We start from the raw sequence: 17835 nt of genomic DNA on the forward strand, positions 1-17835 counted from the left end.
GTGATCGGCGCCGTCTTGCCCGTCTCCAGCCTGCTCCTGGGCATGGCCATCCTGCTGGCCGGCTCGGGGCTCATCGGCACCCTGCTGGGGCTGCGCGCAGCCCTCGAGGGCTACGGCGGGCTCACCCTCGGTCTGGTGATGTCGGGCTTCTTCACCGGCTACATCGTCGGCGCATTCACCAGTCCGCCGCTCATTCGCCGGGTCGGCCACATCCGCGCCTTCGCGGCCATGGCGGCGCTGGCCTCGGTCACCTCCATGCTCTACGGGCTGTGGGTCGATCCCTGGGTCTGGTGGGCGCTGCGGGTCGTCAACGGGGTGGCCGTGGTCACCCTGTACATGGTGATCGAAAGCTGGCTCAACGAGCAGATGCACGAGCAGCGCAGCAAAATCTTCTCCGCTTACATGATGGTGAGTTTCGCCGCCCTGGGCGCGGGCCAGTTTCTCATCGGCCTATACGGAGCCAATGCCCTGGCCTCCTTCGCGCTGGTGGCGGTGCTGTTCAGCCTCGGGTTGATTCCCATCGCCCTCACTCCAGTGGTCCAGCCCACCCCGGTGGACACCCAGCGGCTGCCGCTGGCGCACCTGTATCGGGTCTCGCCGGTCGGGTTTTCCGCCGGGCTGATCTCGGGCCTGGTCTCCGGCGCCTTCTGGGGGCTGGCCGCCGCCTTCGCCGCCCACCAGGGGCTGGACGATCATCAGGTGGCCGGCCTCACCGCCGCCGCCATTTTCGGCGGCGCCTTCATGCAGTGGCCGGTCGGCAAGGTCGCCGAAGGCCGCGACCGCCGCGCCGTCCTGGTGGGTGTCTGCATCCTCGCCATCGCCGGCGCCGCCGGCATGTTTGCGGTCGGCCCGCGCTCGGCCGCGGGGCTCATCGCCGCCACCGCGATCTATGGCGCCTTTTCGTTCTCGCTCTACGGCCTGGCCGTCACCCAGACCCACGACCGTTTCCATCCCAGCGAGGCCCTCGAGGCCACCAAGGCATTGCTGCTGCTCAACGGCATCGGCGCCGCGGTCGGCCCGGTGCTCGCCGGCGCGGTGCTCAGCCTCACCACGCCGCGCAGCTTCCCCCTCGTGCTCGCCGGCCTGCTATCGCTGCTGGCCGGATTCACCTTGTGGCGCATCCGCCGGGATGCCCCGGTCGCCGAGGACGAACGCACCGCCTTCGTGCCGGTGCACCGGACCTCGGTGGCGGCCGTGGAGATGGATCCGCGCGTCCCCCACGCCGAGGACACCATCTGACCGGCACGCACCGGGGCCCGCTGCGCTGCCATTTGTTTTTCGCAAAATAATTTTGCACAAAAACACGCGTGCTAAAATGGGTCACGTATGCCTTTGATCCACGGTCCCCGCGCGTGGCAGTGTCGCGCATCCGGCCCCGCATCCCTCACGCCACGTCCACGCCTCGCAAGACACGATATTCCGGCCAGAGCCGACCGGACGACCATGCGCTTGGGACCCTTCCCGGTGAGCGCACATGTCTGAAAAACTCGTTGTCAAGAATCTCTACAAGATCTTCGGGGATCGCCCTGAAGAGGCCATGAAACTGGTCGAGCAGGGCATGGACAAGGACGCCATCTTCGAGCGCACCGGTCAGACGCTCGGCGTCAACGACGCCAGCTTCAGCGTCATGTCCGGCGAGATCTTCGTCATCATGGGCCTGTCGGGCTCGGGCAAGTCCACCCTCGTGCGCCTGCTCAACCGCCTGATCGAACCGACCGCCGGCCAGGTGCTGATCAACGGGCGCGACATCGCCCAGATGAACGACCTCGAGTTGCGCGAACTGCGGCGCAAGGAAATCAGCATGGTGTTCCAGTCCTTCGCGCTCATGCCCCACATGACGGTGCTGGCCAACACCGCCTTCGGCCTGGAACTGGCCGGGGTGCCGGAAGCGGAACGGCTCGAGCGCGCCCGCACCGCGCTCGACCAGGTGGGCCTGCAACCCTGGGCGGACAGCTATCCGGACGAACTGTCCGGCGGCATGCAGCAGCGGGTCGGCCTCGCCCGGGCGCTGGCCAACGACCCGGAGGTGCTGCTCATGGACGAGGCCTTCTCGGCCCTGGACCCGCTGATCCGCACCGAGATGCAGGACGAACTGGTCAAGCTGCAGGCGGCGCAGCAGCGCACCATCATCTTCATCTCCCACGACCTGGACGAGGCGATCCGCATCGGCGATCGCATCGCGATCATGGAAGGAGGCGTGGTCGTCCAGATCGGCACCGCGGAGGAGATCCTGCGCAACCCGGCCAACGACTACGTGAAGTCCTTCTTCAAGAGTGTGGACGCCACCAGCATCCTCTCGGCAGCGGACATCGCCCGCAAGACCCAGGTGAACATCATCAGCCACGCGGGCATGGGCGTGCGCAGCGCCATCGAGCGCCTGCGCACCCACGACCGGGATTTCGGCTACGTGGTCAGCCCCGAGCAGACCCTCATGGGCATCGTGTCCATCGACAGCCTGAAGGCCGCCCAGGAGGCCAGCGATTCACCGAAACTGCGCGACGCCTTTCTCGAGGCGCCCTGGACGGTCACCCCCGACACCCCGATCAGCGAGTTGTACGAACCGCTGACACGCTATCCCTACGGGTTGCCGGTGGTGGACGACCAGGGCCGCTACCGGGGCGCCATCACCCGCAACCTGTTGCTCCAGTTCCTGCATGAGCAGCATTGCGATACCGCCGAGTCGGCCCCGGCCGACGCCGACACCGTGGAGGCCGCCGCATGACCGATCAAGCGACCGACAACCCCTGGGCCGCCCCGGCCGATACCCCGGCGCCGAGCCCCGCCCCGGCGAACCCGCCCGCCGACGCCGGCGCCAATCCCTGGGGCGCGGCCCCCGCCCACACGCCCGCACCGACCGACGGCGGCGGCGCGGACTGGCTCAACAGCGCGGCGCCACCCGCCCCCCATCACGGGTTCGACTGGCTGCATCCGTTCCAGGACGCGGTCATCCCCCTCGACCACTGGGCGAACAGCGCACTGGACTGGGTGGTCACCCATGTGCGCCCGTTCTTCCAGGCCGTGCGCCTGCCCATCGATGCCACGCTCACGGGCGTGGAGCACGCCCTGCAGGCCGTCCCCGCCTTCCTCATGATCGCGATCATCGCCCTCATCGCCTGGCAGGTGAGCAGCCGCCGGCTGGGCATCGCCACGGCCGTCTCGCTGGTCGGCATCGGCCTCATCGGCGCCTGGGACGAAGCCATGGTCACCCTGGCCCTGGTGCTCACCTCGGTGTTGTTCTGCATGGTCATCGGGCTGCCACTGGGCATCCTGATGGCACGCAGCGCGCGCTTCGAGCGCATCGTCCGCCCCCTGCTCGACGCCATGCAGACCACGCCGGCCTTCGTCTATCTGGTGCCGGTGGTGATGCTGTTCGGCATCGGTAACGTGCCCGGCGTGGTGGTCACCATCGTGTTCGCGCTGCCCCCGCTCATCCGCCTCACCAACCTCGGCATCCGCCAGGTCCGCCCCGACCTGATCGAGGCCTCGCGCGCCTTCGGCGCCTCGCCCTGGCAGATGCTCACGCGGGTGCAGCTACCCCTGGCCACCCCCACCATCATGGCCGGCATCAACCAGACCCTGATGCTGGCCCTGTCGATGGTGGTGATCGCCTCCATGATCGCCGTGGGCGGACTCGGCCAGATGGTGTTGCGCGGCATCGGCCGGCTCGACATCGGGCTGGCCACCGTCGGTGGCGTCGGCATCGTCATCCTCGCGATCGTGCTCGATCGCATCACCCAGTCCATGGCCGGCCGGCGCAGCGATCGGAGCCCGTGGTACGACACCGGCCCGGTCGGCCTGGTCCGACGCCTGGTCGGCAAGTCGCCGACCCCCTGAAACCATCCGTCCAACGAGGAGAACACGTATGCGACTGATCCGATTTTCCCGACTGCTGCGCGCCGGCGCGGCGGCCCTGATCGCCTCGGCCTGTCTGACCGCCGTCGCGGCCGACAGCCTGCCCGGCAAGGGCGTCAGCGTCCAGCCGGTCAAGAGTTCCATCGCCGAGGAGACCTTCCAGACCCTGCTGGTGATGCGCGCCCTCGAAGCCCTGGGTTACGACGTCAAGCCCATCAAGGAGGTCGAATACGCCACCGCCCACGTGGCCATTGCCAACGGCGACGCCACCTTCATGGCCGACCACTGGGATCCGCTCCATGTGGACTTCTACAAGCGTGCCGGTGGCGACAAGAAGCTGTACCGCAAGGGCGTCTATTCGTCCGGCGCGCTGCAGGGCTACCTGATCGACAAGAAGACCGCGGACAAATACCACATCAAGACCATCGACCAGTTGCGCGACCCGAAACTGGCCAAACTGTTCGACGCCGACGGCGACGGCAAGGCCGATCTGGCCGGCTGCAACCCGGGCTGGGGCTGCGAGAAGGTGATCGAGCACCATCTGGACGTCTACGGCCTGCGCGACACGGTGACCCACAACCAGGGCTCTTACTCGGCCATCATCGCGGACACCATCGCCCGCTACAAGCAGGGTCAGCCGATCCTCTACTACACGTGGACGCCCTACTGGGTGAGCGGTGTGCTGGTACCGGGCCGCGACGTGGTGTGGCTGCAGGTGCCCTTCTCCTCGCTGCCGGGCGCGCGCAAGGACGTGAACACCGCGCTGCCGGACGGCTCGGACTACGGCTTCCAGGCCAACAACCAGCGTATCGTCGCCAACCTCAAGTTCGCCAAGGCCAATCCTGCCGCCGCCAAGCTGTTCGCGATCATGAAGCTGCCGACCAACGACATCTCGGCCGAGAACCTGCGCATGCGCGACGGCGAGAACACGCCGGCGGACATCGCCCGCCACACCGACGCCTGGATCCGCGCCCACCAGAGCACCTGGAACCACTGGCTCGACGCCGCCCGCAAGGCGGCCAAGTAAGACCCTTCACGACCGGCCGGCGCCCGGGTTCAGGGCCGGCCGGCATCCAGGCCACGTTCCCGCCAGCGCCGGCTCAGCCGCGGCCAGAACAGGTTGACCACCAGACCGAGCATCAGCAGCGCGCCGCCGAGCAGATGCACCGGCCGCAACGCCTCGTCGTAGATCAGCCAGCCCGCCGTCAGGCCGACCAGCGGCACCAGGAGCGGAAACGGTGAGACCTGACTGGCCGGATAGCGCGACATCAACCGGCTCCACAGCCCGTAGCCCAGCAGGGTCGCGCCCCACGCCAGGTAGGCCACCGCACCCAGCGAGCGGAGGCTGAAGTGAGACAGGGCCGCGGTGATCGCCTCCGGGCCTTCGATCAGCAGCGACAGGGCCAGGAAGGGCAGGGGCGGCACCAGGCTGGACCACACCACGAAGCCGACCATGCTCACCGGGCCGTGCCGGGCCAGGGAGCGATTCACGATGTTGCCCACCGCCCAGCTGGCCGCCCCGGCCACCGTCAGCAGGAAACCGCCCAGCGGCATCGACACGCCGTGGGTGGTGCCGATCAGCGCCAGGCCGATGGCGGCGAGCAGCAAGCCCACCAGCTGGCTGGGGCGCCACGCCTCCTTGAGGAACACGACCGCGAAAATCAGGGTGAAGAAGGCCTGCGACTGCAGCACCAGCGAGGCCAGCCCCGAGGGCATGCCCACATGGATGGCGGTGAACAGGCAGGCGAACTGCCCCACCGCGATGGTCATGCCGTATTTCAGGTACAGGCTCAGCGGCAGGCGCGGCGCGCGCACGAAGAAAACCGCCGGCAGCGCGGCGGCGGTGAAACGGAGCGCGCCGAGCAGCAGTGGCGGCACCTCGCTGACCCCGGCCTTGATGACCACGAAGTTCATGCCCCACACGAGCACGACCACCAGCGCCAGGAGGATATCGCTCGGCCGCATCAACCCGGCCTCGTCGCCAGATACGCGCCCGCCCCGATCATGATCGAACCGGCCCCGCGGTTCAGGCGCCGCATCGCCCGCGCCGATCGCAGCAGTCGCCGGGCCCGCGCCGCGCCCACGGCGATGAGCATCAGCCCGAGCATCAGCGCCACGAAGGTCAGCCCCGCCGCGAGCACGATGTCGGTGCCGCGCAGCGCGCCCAGATCCATGAAGGTGGGCAGAAAGGCCATGTAGAACAGGATGACCTTGGGGTTGGAGGCCGAGATCAGGAAACCCTGCACGAAACCGGCCCCCGGTCCGCCCCGAGGCGCCGGCGCTGGCGCCAGCGCCGGAGCGTCGCCCACCGGCGCGCGCCACAGGCCCACGCCCAGATAGACCAGATAGGCCGCCCCCGCCCAGCGGATGATCAGGAACAGCATCTCCCACTCGCGGGCGATGGCCGCCAGACCGAAGCAGGCGAACAGCAGGTAGGCGATGTCGCTGACCACCATGCCGGCCGCGAGCGCGACGCAGGGCCGCGCCCCGCAGACCAGCGCGCGGGCCAGCACGGCGAACACCCCCGGGCCGGGCGTGATGCCGAACAGAAACAGGGCGATGAAGAAACTCAGGGCGCCTTCGGGGCTCATGGACGCGGTCTCGGCTCAGTGATCCGAACCATTGGACCGCAGCCGGGCCCCCGCGTCCAATATCACTTCCCGCGCGACCGACCGGGCCACATGCGCCCGCCTCAGCGGCACTGCAACTGGCCCGAGCCGCTCACCGCCACACACTGCATCGCGCCGCACTGGCAGTTGTAGATCCGCGTATTGCCATCGCCCCCCAGCGCAACGCCTGGCGAGCACACGCAATCGCGCGGCGCCAGACTGGATTGCGTCCGCGTCCGGCCATCATCGGCGCTCGCCACCACGGCGACCCCCGCGGCGAGCGTCAGCGCCGCCACGACCCTCATCATCCGTCTTGTCATGACCTTGTCCTCGGTGACGTCGAGCGATCAGCGTACGCCCGGCCCAAGCGGCGTGCAAAGTCCGACGCGAGCTTTTCGCCGCCCGCGGGGTCATACTGAGGCGTCGCCCGAGGCGGCGCAGGATGAGACATCGCCCGCGACAGGCATCACGGATCGGAGGTCCGCTCCCATGAACACCCCCCAAGGCGGCGAGCGCCCGCTCAACATGGATTTCACCCGGCGCGTGGTGATCCGCACCACCGAACTGAATTGGCAGCCCAGCCCGGCCGCCGGCGTGTGGCGCAAGCCCCTGGCGCGGGAGTTCGCCGAGCACGGCCATGCCACCAGCGTGGTGCGCTATGACCCGGGCTCGCACTTCAAGGCCCACACACATCCGCTGGGTGAGGAGATCCTCGTGCTCGCGGGCACCTTCTCCGACGAGCACGGCGATTTCGGCCCTGGCAGCTACTTCCGCAATCCGCCGGGCAGCCGCCACGCGCCCTTCAGCGAGGCCGGCTGCACCCTGTTCGTGAAGCTGCACCAGTTCGCCGCGGACGACACCGCCCAGGTGTGCATCGACACCACGACCGGCCGCTGGCAGGCGGGGGCCGACGGCATCGCGGTGATGCCGCTGCACCACCATGGCACCGAGCAGGTCGCCCTGGCGCGCTGGCCGGCCGGCACGCAGCCGGTCGCGCACCGCCACGCCGGCGGCGCGGAGATCTTCGTGCTCTCGGGGGAGCTGATCGACGCGGCCGGGCGCTACCCGGCCGGCACCTGGCTACGCCTGCCACCCGGCAGCGAACATCAGCCCCGCGTGGACCAGGAGACGATGCTGTGGATCAAGACGGGGCACCTGCCGCACCCCGCCTGACCCACCGCCTCACACCGCCAGACCCGCGCTCTCCTCCAGCCCGAGCATGAGGTTCATGCACTGGATGGCCGCCCCCGACGCGCCCTTGCCGAGGTTGTCGAAACGCGCGGCAACCAGGATCTGGTCCTCGTGGCCGAAGGCGAAGATCTCGGCCCGGTTGGTGTCGTTGCAGGCGGTGGCGGGCAGGAAGCCGTTGTCCAGCGCCGGCGCCGGATCGGCCGGCATCACCTGCACGAAGGTCTCGCCCGCGTAGTACTCGCTGTAGAAGTGCTGGATGTCCTTCGCCGCCACCGGCCGGCCGAGCAGACGCGGCAGCAGCGGCACCGCCACCACCATGCCCTGGGCGAAGTTGCCGACGATGGGGGTGAACAGCGGTTTGTGGGCCAGGCCGGTCATGGCCTGCATTTCGGGCAGATGCTTGTGCGCGAGGCCCAGCGCGTAGAAACGCGGGCTCTTCATGTTGTCGCCCAGCGCGCCGGCCTCCTCGTAGCTGGCGATCATCTCCTTGCCGCCGCCGCTGTAGCCGGTGATCGAGTAGGTGCTCGCCGGATAGTCGGCGGGCACGATGCCTGCGGCGATCAGCGGATGCATGAGCATGATGAAGCCGCTGGCGTGACAGCCCGGGACCGCCACCTTCTGCGCCTTGCGCACGCGCTCGCGCTGGCCGGCATTGAGTTCCGGCAGCCCATACACCCAGGCCGGATGGGTGCGGTGCGCGGTGCTCGCGTCGAGGAAGCGGGTACGGGTGTTGTCCGGCGCCAGCAGCGCCACCGACTCGCGCGAGGCGGCATCGGGCAGGCACAGGAAGACGACGTCGGCGGCGTTGATGTACTCCGCCTTGACCGCCGGATCCTTGCGCTTGTCCTCCGGGATCGAGAGGATCTCGATCTCGTCGCGGCCACTGAGGCGCTCGTCGATCTTGAGGCCCGTGGTGCCGTGACGGCCATCGATGAAGACCTTGTAGCTCATGGTGCAACTCCGCTGCGCATGCATTCAAACCTGCATTTTAGGCCCGAATGGCGGCGAGGCAATGCACCCGCGGCCGCTTCAGGGCACCACGTACATCCGGTACACGTTGGGCAGCCCCCGACGCAGCAGGATCTGCCCGGGCACGACCCGCGCCGGATCGCGGGTGAACACCTGCACCGTGGGCGAGGGCTTGGCCAACAGCAGGTCGGTGTCACAGCGCACCACGCCACCGGCCGCCTGGGCGCTGCGGCATTTCCCGAGCCAGGCCGGTCCCGGCAGCGGTGTCTTCGTCACCGACGCCGGTGCGGGCACGGGCACAGGCTCGGGGGCGGGTTTGGGCGCCGGGGCTTCAGGGGGCCTGGGGGCGACACGAGGCGTCGCCCGGGCCGGCTTGACCGGCTCGGGCGCCGGCGTCGCGGTGTCGGTCTCGGCTGCCGGCACTTCGGCGGCCGGCGGTGGCGCGGCGGCCTCGCCCCGCATGCGGTCGACGGCCTGCTGCATGGAGGCACAGCCACCCAGCAACAACAGCATGCAGGTCGCAGCCAGGGTGTGGAATGACAAAAGGCGAGATGAACGATTCATGGTGATACGGTCGGGGCTCTTTTCATCCTAACGGCACGCACGCGGCGCGATTGAGTCAGCGCATGGAGCCGCCGGGCGGATCGGGCACCTCCTGCCCGGTCGCGACCCGGTGGGCCCAGCGGGCGAAGGTCTGCACTTCGGGCCGCTGCGGTCCGGGGGCCGCCACCAGCCACACGCTGCGCCCCGAGATCTCGCGCCGGGCGCAGCCCACCGCCACCAGCCGCCCTTCCTTGAGCAGCGGCGCCAGCGTCTGCTCGCGGCCGATCGCGATGCCGTGGCCCGACATGGCGGCGTGAATGACCTGATCATAGTGGGAAAATCGCAGCCGCGAGCGCGGCTCGATCCGGTCCAGCCCCTCGGCGGCCAGCCAGGCGGACCAGCTCAGCCAGGGGTAGCCGGCATTGTCGTAGTCCAGCAGCACCTGATCGGCCAGGGTGTCGGCGTCGAGTACCAGTCCGGTGCCGATGGACGGGTGCGCGACCGGCACCAGGGTATCGCCGAACAGGCGCGTGCTGCCGGGGGGCGCGTCCCGGTCGGCGCAGTAGCGCAGGGCCAGATCCACATCCTCGTGAGCCAGGTCCACCACCCGGTTGGTGGTGGAGATGCGCACATCGATTTCCGGGTGCACCGCCTGGAAGTCGCGCAATTGCGGCACCAGCCACAGCGCCGAGATGCCCACGCTGGCGGTGATGTTCACCATCGGACGCAGGGGGGCGCGCAACTGCGCCGCCAGGCGCCCGTACTCGCCCAGCCACACCTCTGCCCGTTCGGCCAGCCGGGTGCCCGCCTCGGTCAGCGCGAGGCTGCGTGTGCCGCGGACGAAGAGCTTCACGCCGAGCGCCGATTCCAGCGTTTGCACCTGCCGCGAGATGGCCGACTGACTCAGGCACAACTCTTCGGCCGCCAATGTGAACGACAGGTGCCGCGCCGCACAAAGAAACCCCCGAACCGGGTCCAGCGGCGGTAGTTTGAGCAAGCTGCTATCCATGCAGAAAACGCATCCATTCGATGAAAACAAACCGTTTGTGAGCAGCCTAGACCGTGTCGATACTCCAGTTCAAGGCGAACCGCAGATTGCCCCTCGCCGAGACCAGGAGAACGACCATGCGCACCGCGACGACACAGACGACCATTTCCCTGCCCCCGCACCGGCCGCTGCTGCTCAAGCGCCTGGCCGGTGCCCAGGTACGCGTGCTGTCCGGCTGTGTGTGGATCACCCAGTACGGTCAGGCACAGGATATCCTGGCCTCGGCCGGCGAGCAGGTGACCCTGCCCCTGTCGTCGGCCACGGTCCTGTCCTCGGCCGCCGGGGCGCGGCTGCGCCTGACCCGCGCGACCCCCACGCCCCGCGCCGGTTGGCGCCGGCTGCTCGGCCTGTTCGATCCGCGCTGGGGCAACGCCGCGGCGCGGGATCTGTGCCGGCGCCTGCCGAACGCCCCCACCGATGCCGGCCGCGCATAGCGAGGCCGCGGCCCTGTGCCATACTGAGCCTGAATCCATTGCAGGGTTTGCGCCCGCGGAGGCTCCATGCCCGGATCCGGCTTTTCCTGTTGCGACATCGACACCCGGGGCGCCCGCATCCATGTGCAACACGGTGGATCGGGCCCGCCCCTGCTGCTGCTCCACGGGTACCCGGAAACCCACCGCATGTGGCACCGGGTGGCGCCAGCGCTGGCGCAGCACTTCCAGGTGATCTGCCCCGATCTGCGCGGCTACGGCGACAGCAGCAAGCCCGCCAGCGATGCCACCCATGCCGCCTACGCCAAGCGCGCCATGGCCCAGGACATGATCGAAGTGATGGCGGCTTTCGGCCACACCCGCTTCGCCGTCGCCGGCCACGACCGCGGCGCGCGCGTGACACACCGGCTGATCCTGGACCATCCGGCCGCGGTCGAGCGCGCCTGCGTCATGGACATCGCCCCGACCCTGCACATGTTCATGCACGCCGACCGCCACTTCGCCACCGGCTACTACCACTGGTTCTTCCTGATCCAGCCCGACGGCCTGCCCGAACACATGATCGGCACCGATCCGCGCTACTACCTGCGCGAGAAGCTGCGCCGCTGGTCCGCCCCCGGCGCGGTCTTCGACGAGGCGGTGGTGGCCGACTACGTGCGCTGCTTTTCCGAGCCGGCCGCCATCCACGCCAGCTGCGAGGACTACCGCGCCGCCGCCACCATCGACCTGGAGCACGACACGGCCAGCCGCGAGCGCCGCATCACCTGTCCGCTGCTGGTCCTGTGGGGCGAGCGCGGCTTCGTCCACCGCAGCTACGACGTGCTCGCGGTGTGGCGCGACTACGCCACCGACGTGCGCGGCCAGGCCCTGCCCTGCGGCCACTTCCTCCCGGAGGAAGCCCCGCAGGCAGTCCTCGACGCGCTGATTCCCTTCTTCACGGAGACCCCATGACGGCCCCGACCCCCATCGCCATGTGGTACGAGTTCGCCAGTTCCTACTCCTACCTGGCGGTCATGCGCGCCCAGGCCGCCGCCGATGCGGCCGGTGTGCCCCTCATCTGGCGCCCCTTCCTGCTCGGCCCGGTGTTCCTCAGCCTGGGCTGGAACGACTCGCCGTTCAACATCTACCCGCCCAAGGGACGCTACATGTGGCGCGACATGCAGCGCCTGTGCGCGCGCTACGGCTTCCCCTTCCGCCTGCCCAGCCAGTTCCCGCGCAGCGGCCTGCTGGCGGCTCGGGTGGCACGGCTGGGCCAGGATCAGGACTGGATCGGCCCGTTCTCGCGCGCGGCGATGCAGGCCAATTTCGGCGAGGATCGCGACATCGGCCAGCCCGAGGTGATCGCCGAGATCCTCACCGGGCTCGGCCTCGATGCCGACGCGCTGATCGCCGAGGCCGAGGGCGAGGCCATCAAGCAGGCCCTGCGCGACCAGACCGACGCGGCCACCGCGATGGGCCTGTTCGGCGCCCCCAACTTCGTCGTCGGCGACGAGCTGTTCTGGGGCAACGACCGCCTCGAGGATGCGCTCGAATGGGCGCATGGCGGGGGATTGAAACCGACGGCCTGAGGCGGCGAGCGCCTCGACGCGAACGGCGCATTCGTGCTCCAATGAGGCGGTCACGCGAGCGCCCCGATCCGCCATGTCCACACCCATGCACCCGGCCACGCCGTTCCGGCTGCGCGACCTGCAATGGCAGGTGCGCTCCTGGTTCGGCACCCGCCTGTGGGCGCAGGTGCTGCTGGGGCTGTGCCTCGGCATCGCGGTAGGCGCCGCCCTGAGCCCCGAGGTCGGCTGGGTCGACCGGCGCGCCGCGGTCACCGCCGGCGCCTGGCTGGCGGTGCCGGGCCGGCTCTTCCTGGCGATCATCGGCATGGTCCTGGTGCCGCTGGTGATGATCTCCATCATCAAGGGCATGCTCGGCGGCGGCAGCATGGCGCAGCTGCGCACCGTGGGCCTGCGCCTGCTGCTGTTCGTCACCCTCACCACCGGCCTCGGCGCCGGCCTGGGCGTGCTGCTCGGCCAGGGCATCGCCCCCGGCGCGGGCATCGCCGCCGCCAACGGCACGACGGCCGCGCGCCAGACGGCGCAGCGGCCGCCCACCCCGGACCTGCCCTCGCTGATCGTCAATCTCGTCCCCAGCAATCCGCAGGCGGCCCTGGCCGAACGGGACATGCTCGCCATCGTGATCCTCGCCCTGTTCCTGGGCGCAGCGGCGCTGGTGGCCGACCGCACCAAGACCGCCCCCTTTCTCGGCGCCCTCGACGGCCTGCTGGAAATCTCGATGACGCTGGTCAAATGGGCCATGTACCTGGCGCCCTGGGCGGTGTTCGGCCTGCTTGCGGACGTCATCGCCCGATCCGGCCTGGTCGCCGTCGCCGGGCTGACGACCTATGTGCTCACCGTGCTCGCCGGCCTGCTGGCGCTGATGCTCCTGTATGTGCTCATCGTCACCGTGTTCGCGCGCCGCCACCCGGTCGACTTTCTTCGCCGGATCAGCGGCGTCATGCTGCTGGCCTTCTCCACCTCCAGCTCCGCCGCCGTGATTCCGCTGTCCATCGACACCGCGGTGCGCAACCTCGAGGTGCCCGAGAGCATCGCCAACTTCACCATTCCCCTGGGCGCCACCATCAACATGGCCGGCACCGCGCTCTACCAGGCGGTGGCGGTATGCTTCCTGGCGCAGCTGTCGGGGGTCGCGCTGACGCCCGAATCGCTGGCCACCATCGTCCTCACCTTGATCGTGACCTCCATCGGCGCGCCCGGCACCCCGGGCGTGGGCATCGTGATCCTGGCCAACATCGTCACCGGCTTCGGCATCCCCACCACCGGCATCGCCCTGATCCTCGGCGTGGACCGACTCCTCGACATGTTCCGCACCACGGTCAACGTCACCGGCGACCTGACCGTCAGCGTGCTGCTGCGCAACGCCCGGCGCGACTGACCGCGCCACGGCCGGCACAGGCGCGTACAATCGCCGGGCACACGCCTTTCCGGGACTCCCCCCATGCGCCGACTCGCCGTCGCGTCGATCACCACACCCCCATCCCGCCGGGCGCGGGTGGACGTCATCGACGTCGCCAACGCGGCACCGGCGCACCTGGCAACCTCCCCCGCGCCAGCACCGGGCGCCTGCTGAAGGGCCCACCCACATGGCCACCGACACCATCCCGGACGTCTCCCTGTGCCTGATCGTTCGCAACGAGGCGGCGCTGCTGCCCCGCTTCATCGACAGCGTGCGCGGCGCGTGGGACGAATTCATCGCCGTTGACACCGGCTCCACCGACGACACCGTGCGCCTGCTCGAAAATGCCGGCGCACACGTCATCCACCAGGCCTGGGCCGACGACTTCGCGCTGGCACGGAACACCGGACTGCAGGCCGCACACGGGCGCTGGGTCCTCATCCTCGATGCCGACGAATTTCCCGAACCGGCCTTCGCCGGCGAAATGCGCCGTCTGCTGGCGCGCCCCGACTTCGGCGCCGCCACCATCCATCGATTCGATCAGCAGAAAAACGGCATCGTGCGCCACTCGCACCCCATCCGCCTGTTCGCCAACGACCCCGACATCCGCTACCGCTGCCGCATCCACGAAGACGCGCGCGACGGCATCGACGCCTGGCTGGCGCGCCACGCGCGAGGCTATTTCGCCCTCGACACGCCGGTCCAGCATGTCGGCTATGCCCTCGAACGCTATGACGCCCGGGACAAGGCAACACGCGACGCGCGCATTCTGGCGCTGGCCATCGCCGACGACGCCGCCGATCTCTACAGCCGGTACAAGTTGCTGGAGCTGTACCGCTTCACGGGCCAGACCACGGCCGCGCAAGCCCTCGCCCGCGAGACGCTCGGCCCCCTCGACGCCTGCCATGCCATTGCCCCCGCCATGTCGCCGGCGATCTGGTCGACCTGGTGTGCCAGGCCCTCTGCGGAGAAGATGCCACCGGCGCGCTCGCCTTCATGGCGCGCTACCGGTCCTTGGCCGAGCACACCCCCCACTTCCATCTGGCCATCGGCATGCGCCATGAACAACTCGGCGCCCTGGAGCCTGCGTTTCACGCGTTTGCCCGCGTGCTCGAACTGACCCCGGGCCACCCGGCCGCCCTGCTGATGGAAACCCGGGCGCTGGCCGCGCTCACGCGCATCGCCATCGCCGCCGGCGATCTGGCCGCCGCCCGCGACTTCAACGCCGCCGCGCGCGAGCGCGCCCCGGACGACCCGGAGGTCATGCTGGCCGCCCGGGTGCTCGCCCCGTAGGCTCACAGTAGTCACGTGGCCGCGCCCGGGCCCGTCCGTTCTCAGGGCAAGACGCACCGACGCGACCTGGGTGACCCTCATGGCCTCAATGCGATCCACTTGCCTATGGCGAACAAACCCCGGACACGCCTCGCCAAACGCCCACGTCGCGCCGCCACCGGGCGCGCTCCGTGACCTGGCGGCTCTGGTCATGCACAACGACTATACTCGGAGACACGCCCTCGGAAATCGGCCGGCCACTTGAACATCTTCCTGTCCTACGCCTCGCCCTACCGCACCCAGGCCGACGATCTGTGCTGCCGACTGCAGGCCGTCGGCCACGCGGTGTTCTTCGACCGCGAGGACCTGCCCGCCGGCACCAGCTACGATGACCGCATCCGCCAGGCCATCGACGACGCCGACCTGTTCATCTTCCTGATCGCCCCCGAGGCGGTCGCCGACGGCCACTACACCCGCACCGAACTGAAGCTGGCCGCGCGCAAGTGGCCGACACCGGGCTGGCACGTGCTGCCGGTGATGGTGGCGCCCACGCCGCTGGAGACCATCCCGCCCTACCTGCGCGCGCTCACGCTGCTGCAGACCGAGGGCAATCTGGCCGCCGAAGTCGTCATGGAAGTGGCCGACCGGGCCCGCCAGGCATCCCCGGATACGACGCCCGCGCCGCGGGCGCCGGAAACGACCGCCGGCAGCGTGCGCTATCGCTCCATCCAGCTGCGTTTTCGTCAGGAAGGGGCCGGACGCTACGCCCTCGCCGTGCCCGAGTCGCCAGCCGGCGCACTCGACAACGCCCCGCTGGCGCTCGATCCGGCGGCGCTCGAACAGGCCTTGTGGACCGACGCCCGGCCGATTGCCGGTTCGGCGCGCCGGGGCGCGAGCCCGGACGCGCCGCCCGCCCGCCTGCCCGGCGACGCCGCCGCGCGCCAGATCGGCCAGGCGCTGTACGCGGCCCTGTCGGGCACCGCCGCCGGCCAGCGGCTCGAAGACAGCCTGCGCAGCATCGACCCGCAGCACGGCGACGGCCTGCGCTTCGTCATCGACACCACCGACGCCCCCGATCTGGCGTGTCTGCCGTGGGAGTTTCTCTACCACCCCAGGCAGGACGACTTCCTGTTCTCCGACCGCCTCAAGCCCGTGGTGCGCTGGCTCGACACCGACGCGCCACCGCCGACCCTCGCGGTCGAGCCACCGCTGCGCATGCTCATGGCCGTCGCCGCGCCGGCCGACCGGCCCGACCTGGCCATCGGCGAGGAACTGGCGCACCTGGATGCCGCCCTGGCGGAACTGGCCCGCGACGGCATTCTCGAAACGACACGCCTCGAGCACACCACCCTCGAACGCCTCGATGCCGCCCTGCTCGCCCATCGCCCCCATGTGCTGCACTTCATCGGCCATGGCGACTTTGTCGGCGACGACGGGGTGCTGGTGCTCGAATCCGACACCTCCCCCGGCGCTGCCGACCCCATCGCCGGGCGCCGTCTGGCCGTGCTCCTGCGCAACTATCGCGACACCCTGCGCCTGGTCTTTCTCAACAGCTGCCTGGGGGCCGCCACGAGCCGCCACGATGCCTTCGGCGGGGTGGCGCAAAGCCTGATCCGGCGCGGCATTCCGGCCGTGGTCGCGATGCAGTTCCCGATCCCGGACGCGGCCGCGGTGGCGCTCTCGCGCCACTTCTATCGCTATCTGGCCGCGGGCCAGCCGGTGGACGCGGCGCTGAGCTCGGCCCGGGCCTTCCTCTATGCGCGCGGCTATCCGGTCGAGTGGGGCGCCCCCGCGCTGCACATGCGCGCGCCCGACGGCCGCCTCTTCGATCTGGCCGCCCCCCGGCCAGGGGCCGACGCAGCGGCGCCCCCCGCCCCCGAACCGGTCGGGACCACCCCGCCGATACCGGCACCGCCGACCGCCGCGCCCGCGCGGCGACGCGCGCTCCCGCTGCTCGTCGGCGCCCTGCTCGTCCTCGGCGCGATCGGCGTCGGCACGCTGTGGATCGTCTCCGGCGGCCGCGCCCCAGGCGGCGAGACAAGCGGCGCCGAGCCGCCGCCACCGCCGATCGTGGCCCCACCCGCCCCCCCGCCAGCGCCGTCACCGGCGCCGGTGGAACCCCCGGTCATCGAACCGGCACCGCCTCCACCGCCACCGACCGTCGAGCCGCGCCCCGGCGTGACCGCGTCGGTCGATGCCATGGCCGCGCAACTGAGCGAGGGCCAGGCGGCATCGGCCGTCGCCGTCGCCGAGACCGCGCTGGCGCCGGGCGGCGACCCGGCACTGCGGGCCGCCCTGCTCGGCCCCCAACGGGACACCCTCATCGGCCCCCTGGTACAAGCGGGGGTCGACGCCCGGGACCACGGAGACACCCGGCTGGCCGAACGCATCGTCGGCCTGCTCGACCAACTGGCGCCCGGCGTCGGCTGGGCCGCGGTCATCTCGGATGCCGGCTCGCCCACGGCCATGATCGAACCGGCCGCCGGCGACACGGCCGGGGATACGATGACCTACACCGTGCATCGCGGCGACACCCTGTGGCGTATCGCCGCGCGCTTCTATGGCGATGCGCGGCGCTGGCCGACGCTGCTCGAACACCACAACGCCAACGTGGCACTGGGCCGCGGCGGCCGACGGATCGACGACCCGGATCACATCGAACCGGGCCAACGCGTCCACGTGCCCCTGTCACCGTCGACCGGCACCAACGCGCTCGACTATCACGTGGTGCGGGGCGACACCCTGTCGGGCATCGCCTGGCGAATCTACGGCGATGCCCGCCGCTGGCCACAGATCGTGGCCGACAACCCGGCCCGCCTCGGCGACCCCGACCACCTGCGCATCGGCCAGGTGCTGGTTCTGCGACCGCTGCGCGTGCCGCACCGGCCGGCAATCGGGCGGGACTCGCCTCCCGATGGACGTTCGCGCTAAAGTTCGCCCGGAAAACGCCCCGCCA

The 17835-nt window shown here is 70.2% G+C and carries 19 protein-coding genes; 13 read left to right on the forward strand and 6 right to left on the reverse strand.

The features are described 5' to 3' along the window. The 4 genes from G3580_RS17615 to proX all read left to right on the forward strand — a co-directional run bounded on the left by G3580_RS17615 (position 1) and on the right by proX (position 4879). Entirely contained in the window at positions 1-1239 is a 1239-nt protein-coding gene (locus G3580_RS17615; protein ID WP_217424529.1) for an MFS transporter, read from the forward strand. A gap of 235 nt (positions 1240-1474) precedes the next feature. Further along, complete coding sequence (gene proV / locus G3580_RS17620; protein WP_173767715.1) at positions 1475-2722, forward strand: glycine betaine/L-proline ABC transporter ATP-binding protein ProV; 1248 nt, start codon at positions 1475-1477, stop codon at positions 2720-2722. After that, positions 2719-3834, forward strand: a complete 1116-nt coding sequence (gene proW / locus G3580_RS17625; protein WP_173767717.1) for a glycine betaine/L-proline ABC transporter permease ProW — start codon at positions 2719-2721, stop codon at positions 3832-3834. Before proV ends, proW begins: the two co-directional genes overlap by 4 nt. 28 nt (positions 3835-3862) lie before the next feature. Next, a complete protein-coding gene (gene proX, locus G3580_RS17630; protein ID WP_173767719.1) occupies positions 3863-4879 on the forward strand; it encodes a glycine betaine/L-proline ABC transporter substrate-binding protein ProX in 1017 nt (338 codons plus the stop codon). A gap of 29 nt (positions 4880-4908) precedes the next feature. On the opposite strand, the gene G3580_RS17635 is transcribed toward proX, so the two are convergent. The 3 genes from G3580_RS17635 to G3580_RS17645 form a co-directional block, all read right to left on the reverse strand. Then, positions 4909-5817: an EamA family transporter gene (locus G3580_RS17635; RefSeq protein WP_173767721.1), complete on the reverse strand. Its 909-nt coding sequence runs from the start codon at positions 5815-5817 to the stop codon at positions 4909-4911. Next, a complete protein-coding gene (locus tag G3580_RS17640) occupies positions 5817-6443 on the reverse strand; it encodes a LysE family translocator (RefSeq protein ID WP_173767723.1) in 627 nt (208 codons plus the stop codon). Before G3580_RS17640 ends, G3580_RS17635 begins: the two co-directional genes overlap by 1 nt. Positions 6444-6544: 101 nt before the next feature. Continuing rightward, a complete protein-coding gene (locus G3580_RS17645; RefSeq protein WP_173767725.1) occupies positions 6545-6781 on the reverse strand; it encodes a hypothetical protein in 237 nt (78 codons plus the stop codon). Between the two features lie 169 nt (positions 6782-6950). Here G3580_RS17645 and G3580_RS17650 point away from each other — a divergent pair, with 169 nt between their 5' ends. Continuing rightward, complete coding sequence (locus tag G3580_RS17650; protein WP_173767727.1) at positions 6951-7634, forward strand: cupin domain-containing protein; 684 nt, start codon at positions 6951-6953, stop codon at positions 7632-7634. A 9-nt stretch (positions 7635-7643) separates the two neighbouring features. Here G3580_RS17650 and argC read toward each other — a convergent pair whose 3' ends face one another. From argC to G3580_RS17665, 3 genes are all read right to left on the reverse strand, one after another. After that, positions 7644-8603 (reverse strand): N-acetyl-gamma-glutamyl-phosphate reductase, encoded by a 960-nt coding sequence (argC, locus tag G3580_RS17655; RefSeq protein ID WP_173767729.1) that lies wholly within the window; start codon positions 8601-8603, stop codon positions 7644-7646. Positions 8604-8681: 78 nt separating this feature from the next. Then, entirely contained in the window at positions 8682-9134 is a 453-nt protein-coding gene (locus G3580_RS17660; protein WP_173767731.1) for a hypothetical protein, read from the reverse strand. A 106-nt stretch (positions 9135-9240) separates the two neighbouring features. Continuing rightward, positions 9241-10173 (reverse strand): LysR substrate-binding domain-containing protein, encoded by a 933-nt coding sequence (locus G3580_RS17665; RefSeq protein WP_173767733.1) that lies wholly within the window; start codon positions 10171-10173, stop codon positions 9241-9243. 116 nt (positions 10174-10289) lie between these two features. Here G3580_RS17665 and G3580_RS17670 point away from each other — a divergent pair, with 116 nt between their 5' ends. The 8 genes from G3580_RS17670 to G3580_RS17700 all read left to right on the forward strand — a co-directional run bounded on the left by G3580_RS17670 (position 10290) and on the right by G3580_RS17700 (position 17810). Next, the gene (locus tag G3580_RS17670; RefSeq protein WP_173767735.1) at positions 10290-10646 is read left to right on the forward strand and encodes a DUF2917 domain-containing protein; all 357 of its coding nucleotides are present in this window, start codon (positions 10290-10292) and stop codon (positions 10644-10646) included. A 66-nt stretch (positions 10647-10712) separates the two neighbouring features. Continuing rightward, the gene (locus tag G3580_RS17675; protein ID WP_173767737.1) at positions 10713-11594 is read left to right on the forward strand and encodes an alpha/beta fold hydrolase; all 882 of its coding nucleotides are present in this window, start codon (positions 10713-10715) and stop codon (positions 11592-11594) included. After that, a complete protein-coding gene (locus G3580_RS17680; protein WP_228720708.1) occupies positions 11591-12211 on the forward strand; it encodes a 2-hydroxychromene-2-carboxylate isomerase in 621 nt (206 codons plus the stop codon). The genes G3580_RS17675 and G3580_RS17680 overlap by 4 nt, the downstream gene beginning before the upstream one ends. 73 nt (positions 12212-12284) lie before the next feature. Then, entirely contained in the window at positions 12285-13586 is a 1302-nt protein-coding gene (locus tag G3580_RS17685) for a dicarboxylate/amino acid:cation symporter (protein WP_173767739.1), read from the forward strand. A 63-nt stretch (positions 13587-13649) separates the two neighbouring features. Continuing rightward, positions 13650-13781, forward strand: a complete 132-nt coding sequence (locus tag G3580_RS20300) for a hypothetical protein (protein WP_267313315.1) — start codon at positions 13650-13652, stop codon at positions 13779-13781. Between the two features lie 13 nt (positions 13782-13794). Then, positions 13795-14727, forward strand: a complete 933-nt coding sequence (locus tag G3580_RS17690; protein WP_173767741.1) for a glycosyltransferase family 2 protein — start codon at positions 13795-13797, stop codon at positions 14725-14727. Then, a complete protein-coding gene (locus G3580_RS17695) occupies positions 14715-14900 on the forward strand; it encodes a hypothetical protein (protein ID WP_173763308.1) in 186 nt (61 codons plus the stop codon). The genes G3580_RS17690 and G3580_RS17695 overlap by 13 nt, the downstream gene beginning before the upstream one ends. Before the next feature lie 240 nt (positions 14901-15140). Then, positions 15141-17810, forward strand: a complete 2670-nt coding sequence (locus G3580_RS17700; RefSeq protein ID WP_173767743.1) for a CHAT domain-containing protein — start codon at positions 15141-15143, stop codon at positions 17808-17810. The last annotated feature ends 25 nt before the right edge of the window (positions 17811-17835 follow it).

Origin of the sequence: Nitrogeniibacter mangrovi, assembly GCF_010983895.1 — a bacterium.
Taxonomy (GTDB): Bacteria; Pseudomonadota; Gammaproteobacteria; order Burkholderiales; family Rhodocyclaceae; genus Nitrogeniibacter; species Nitrogeniibacter mangrovi.

What these genes read in the sequence shown, in the direction of transcription:
- proV (WP_173767715.1), top strand. Translation starts at nt 1,475, where the DNA reads ATGTCTGAAAAACTCGTTGTCAAGAATCTCTACAAGATCTTCGGGGAT.
- G3580_RS20300 (WP_267313315.1), top strand. Translation starts at nt 13,650, where the DNA reads ATGCGCCGACTCGCCGTCGCGTCGATCACCACACCCCCATCCCGCCGG.
- G3580_RS17685 (WP_173767739.1), top strand. Translation starts at nt 12,285, where the DNA reads ATGTCCACACCCATGCACCCGGCCACGCCGTTCCGGCTGCGCGACCTG.
- G3580_RS17690 (WP_173767741.1), top strand. Translation starts at nt 13,795, where the DNA reads ATGGCCACCGACACCATCCCGGACGTCTCCCTGTGCCTGATCGTTCGC.
- G3580_RS17635 (WP_173767721.1), bottom strand. Translation starts at nt 5,817, where the DNA reads ATGCGGCCGAGCGATATCCTCCTGGCGCTGGTGGTCGTGCTCGTGTGG.
- G3580_RS17650 (WP_173767727.1), top strand. Translation starts at nt 6,951, where the DNA reads ATGAACACCCCCCAAGGCGGCGAGCGCCCGCTCAACATGGATTTCACC.
- G3580_RS17660 (WP_173767731.1), bottom strand. Translation starts at nt 9,134, where the DNA reads ATGCTGTTGTTGCTGGGTGGCTGTGCCTCCATGCAGCAGGCCGTCGAC.
- G3580_RS17645 (WP_173767725.1), bottom strand. Translation starts at nt 6,781, where the DNA reads ATGACAAGACGGATGATGAGGGTCGTGGCGGCGCTGACGCTCGCCGCG.
- argC (WP_173767729.1), bottom strand. Translation starts at nt 8,603, where the DNA reads ATGAGCTACAAGGTCTTCATCGATGGCCGTCACGGCACCACGGGCCTC.
- G3580_RS17665 (WP_173767733.1), bottom strand. Translation starts at nt 10,173, where the DNA reads ATGGATAGCAGCTTGCTCAAACTACCGCCGCTGGACCCGGTTCGGGGG.
- G3580_RS17680 (WP_228720708.1), top strand. Translation starts at nt 11,591, where the DNA reads ATGACGGCCCCGACCCCCATCGCCATGTGGTACGAGTTCGCCAGTTCC.
- proX (WP_173767719.1), top strand. Translation starts at nt 3,863, where the DNA reads ATGCGACTGATCCGATTTTCCCGACTGCTGCGCGCCGGCGCGGCGGCC.
- G3580_RS17675 (WP_173767737.1), top strand. Translation starts at nt 10,713, where the DNA reads ATGCCCGGATCCGGCTTTTCCTGTTGCGACATCGACACCCGGGGCGCC.
- proW (WP_173767717.1), top strand. Translation starts at nt 2,719, where the DNA reads ATGACCGATCAAGCGACCGACAACCCCTGGGCCGCCCCGGCCGATACC.
- G3580_RS17670 (WP_173767735.1), top strand. Translation starts at nt 10,290, where the DNA reads ATGCGCACCGCGACGACACAGACGACCATTTCCCTGCCCCCGCACCGG.
- G3580_RS17640 (WP_173767723.1), bottom strand. Translation starts at nt 6,443, where the DNA reads ATGAGCCCCGAAGGCGCCCTGAGTTTCTTCATCGCCCTGTTTCTGTTC.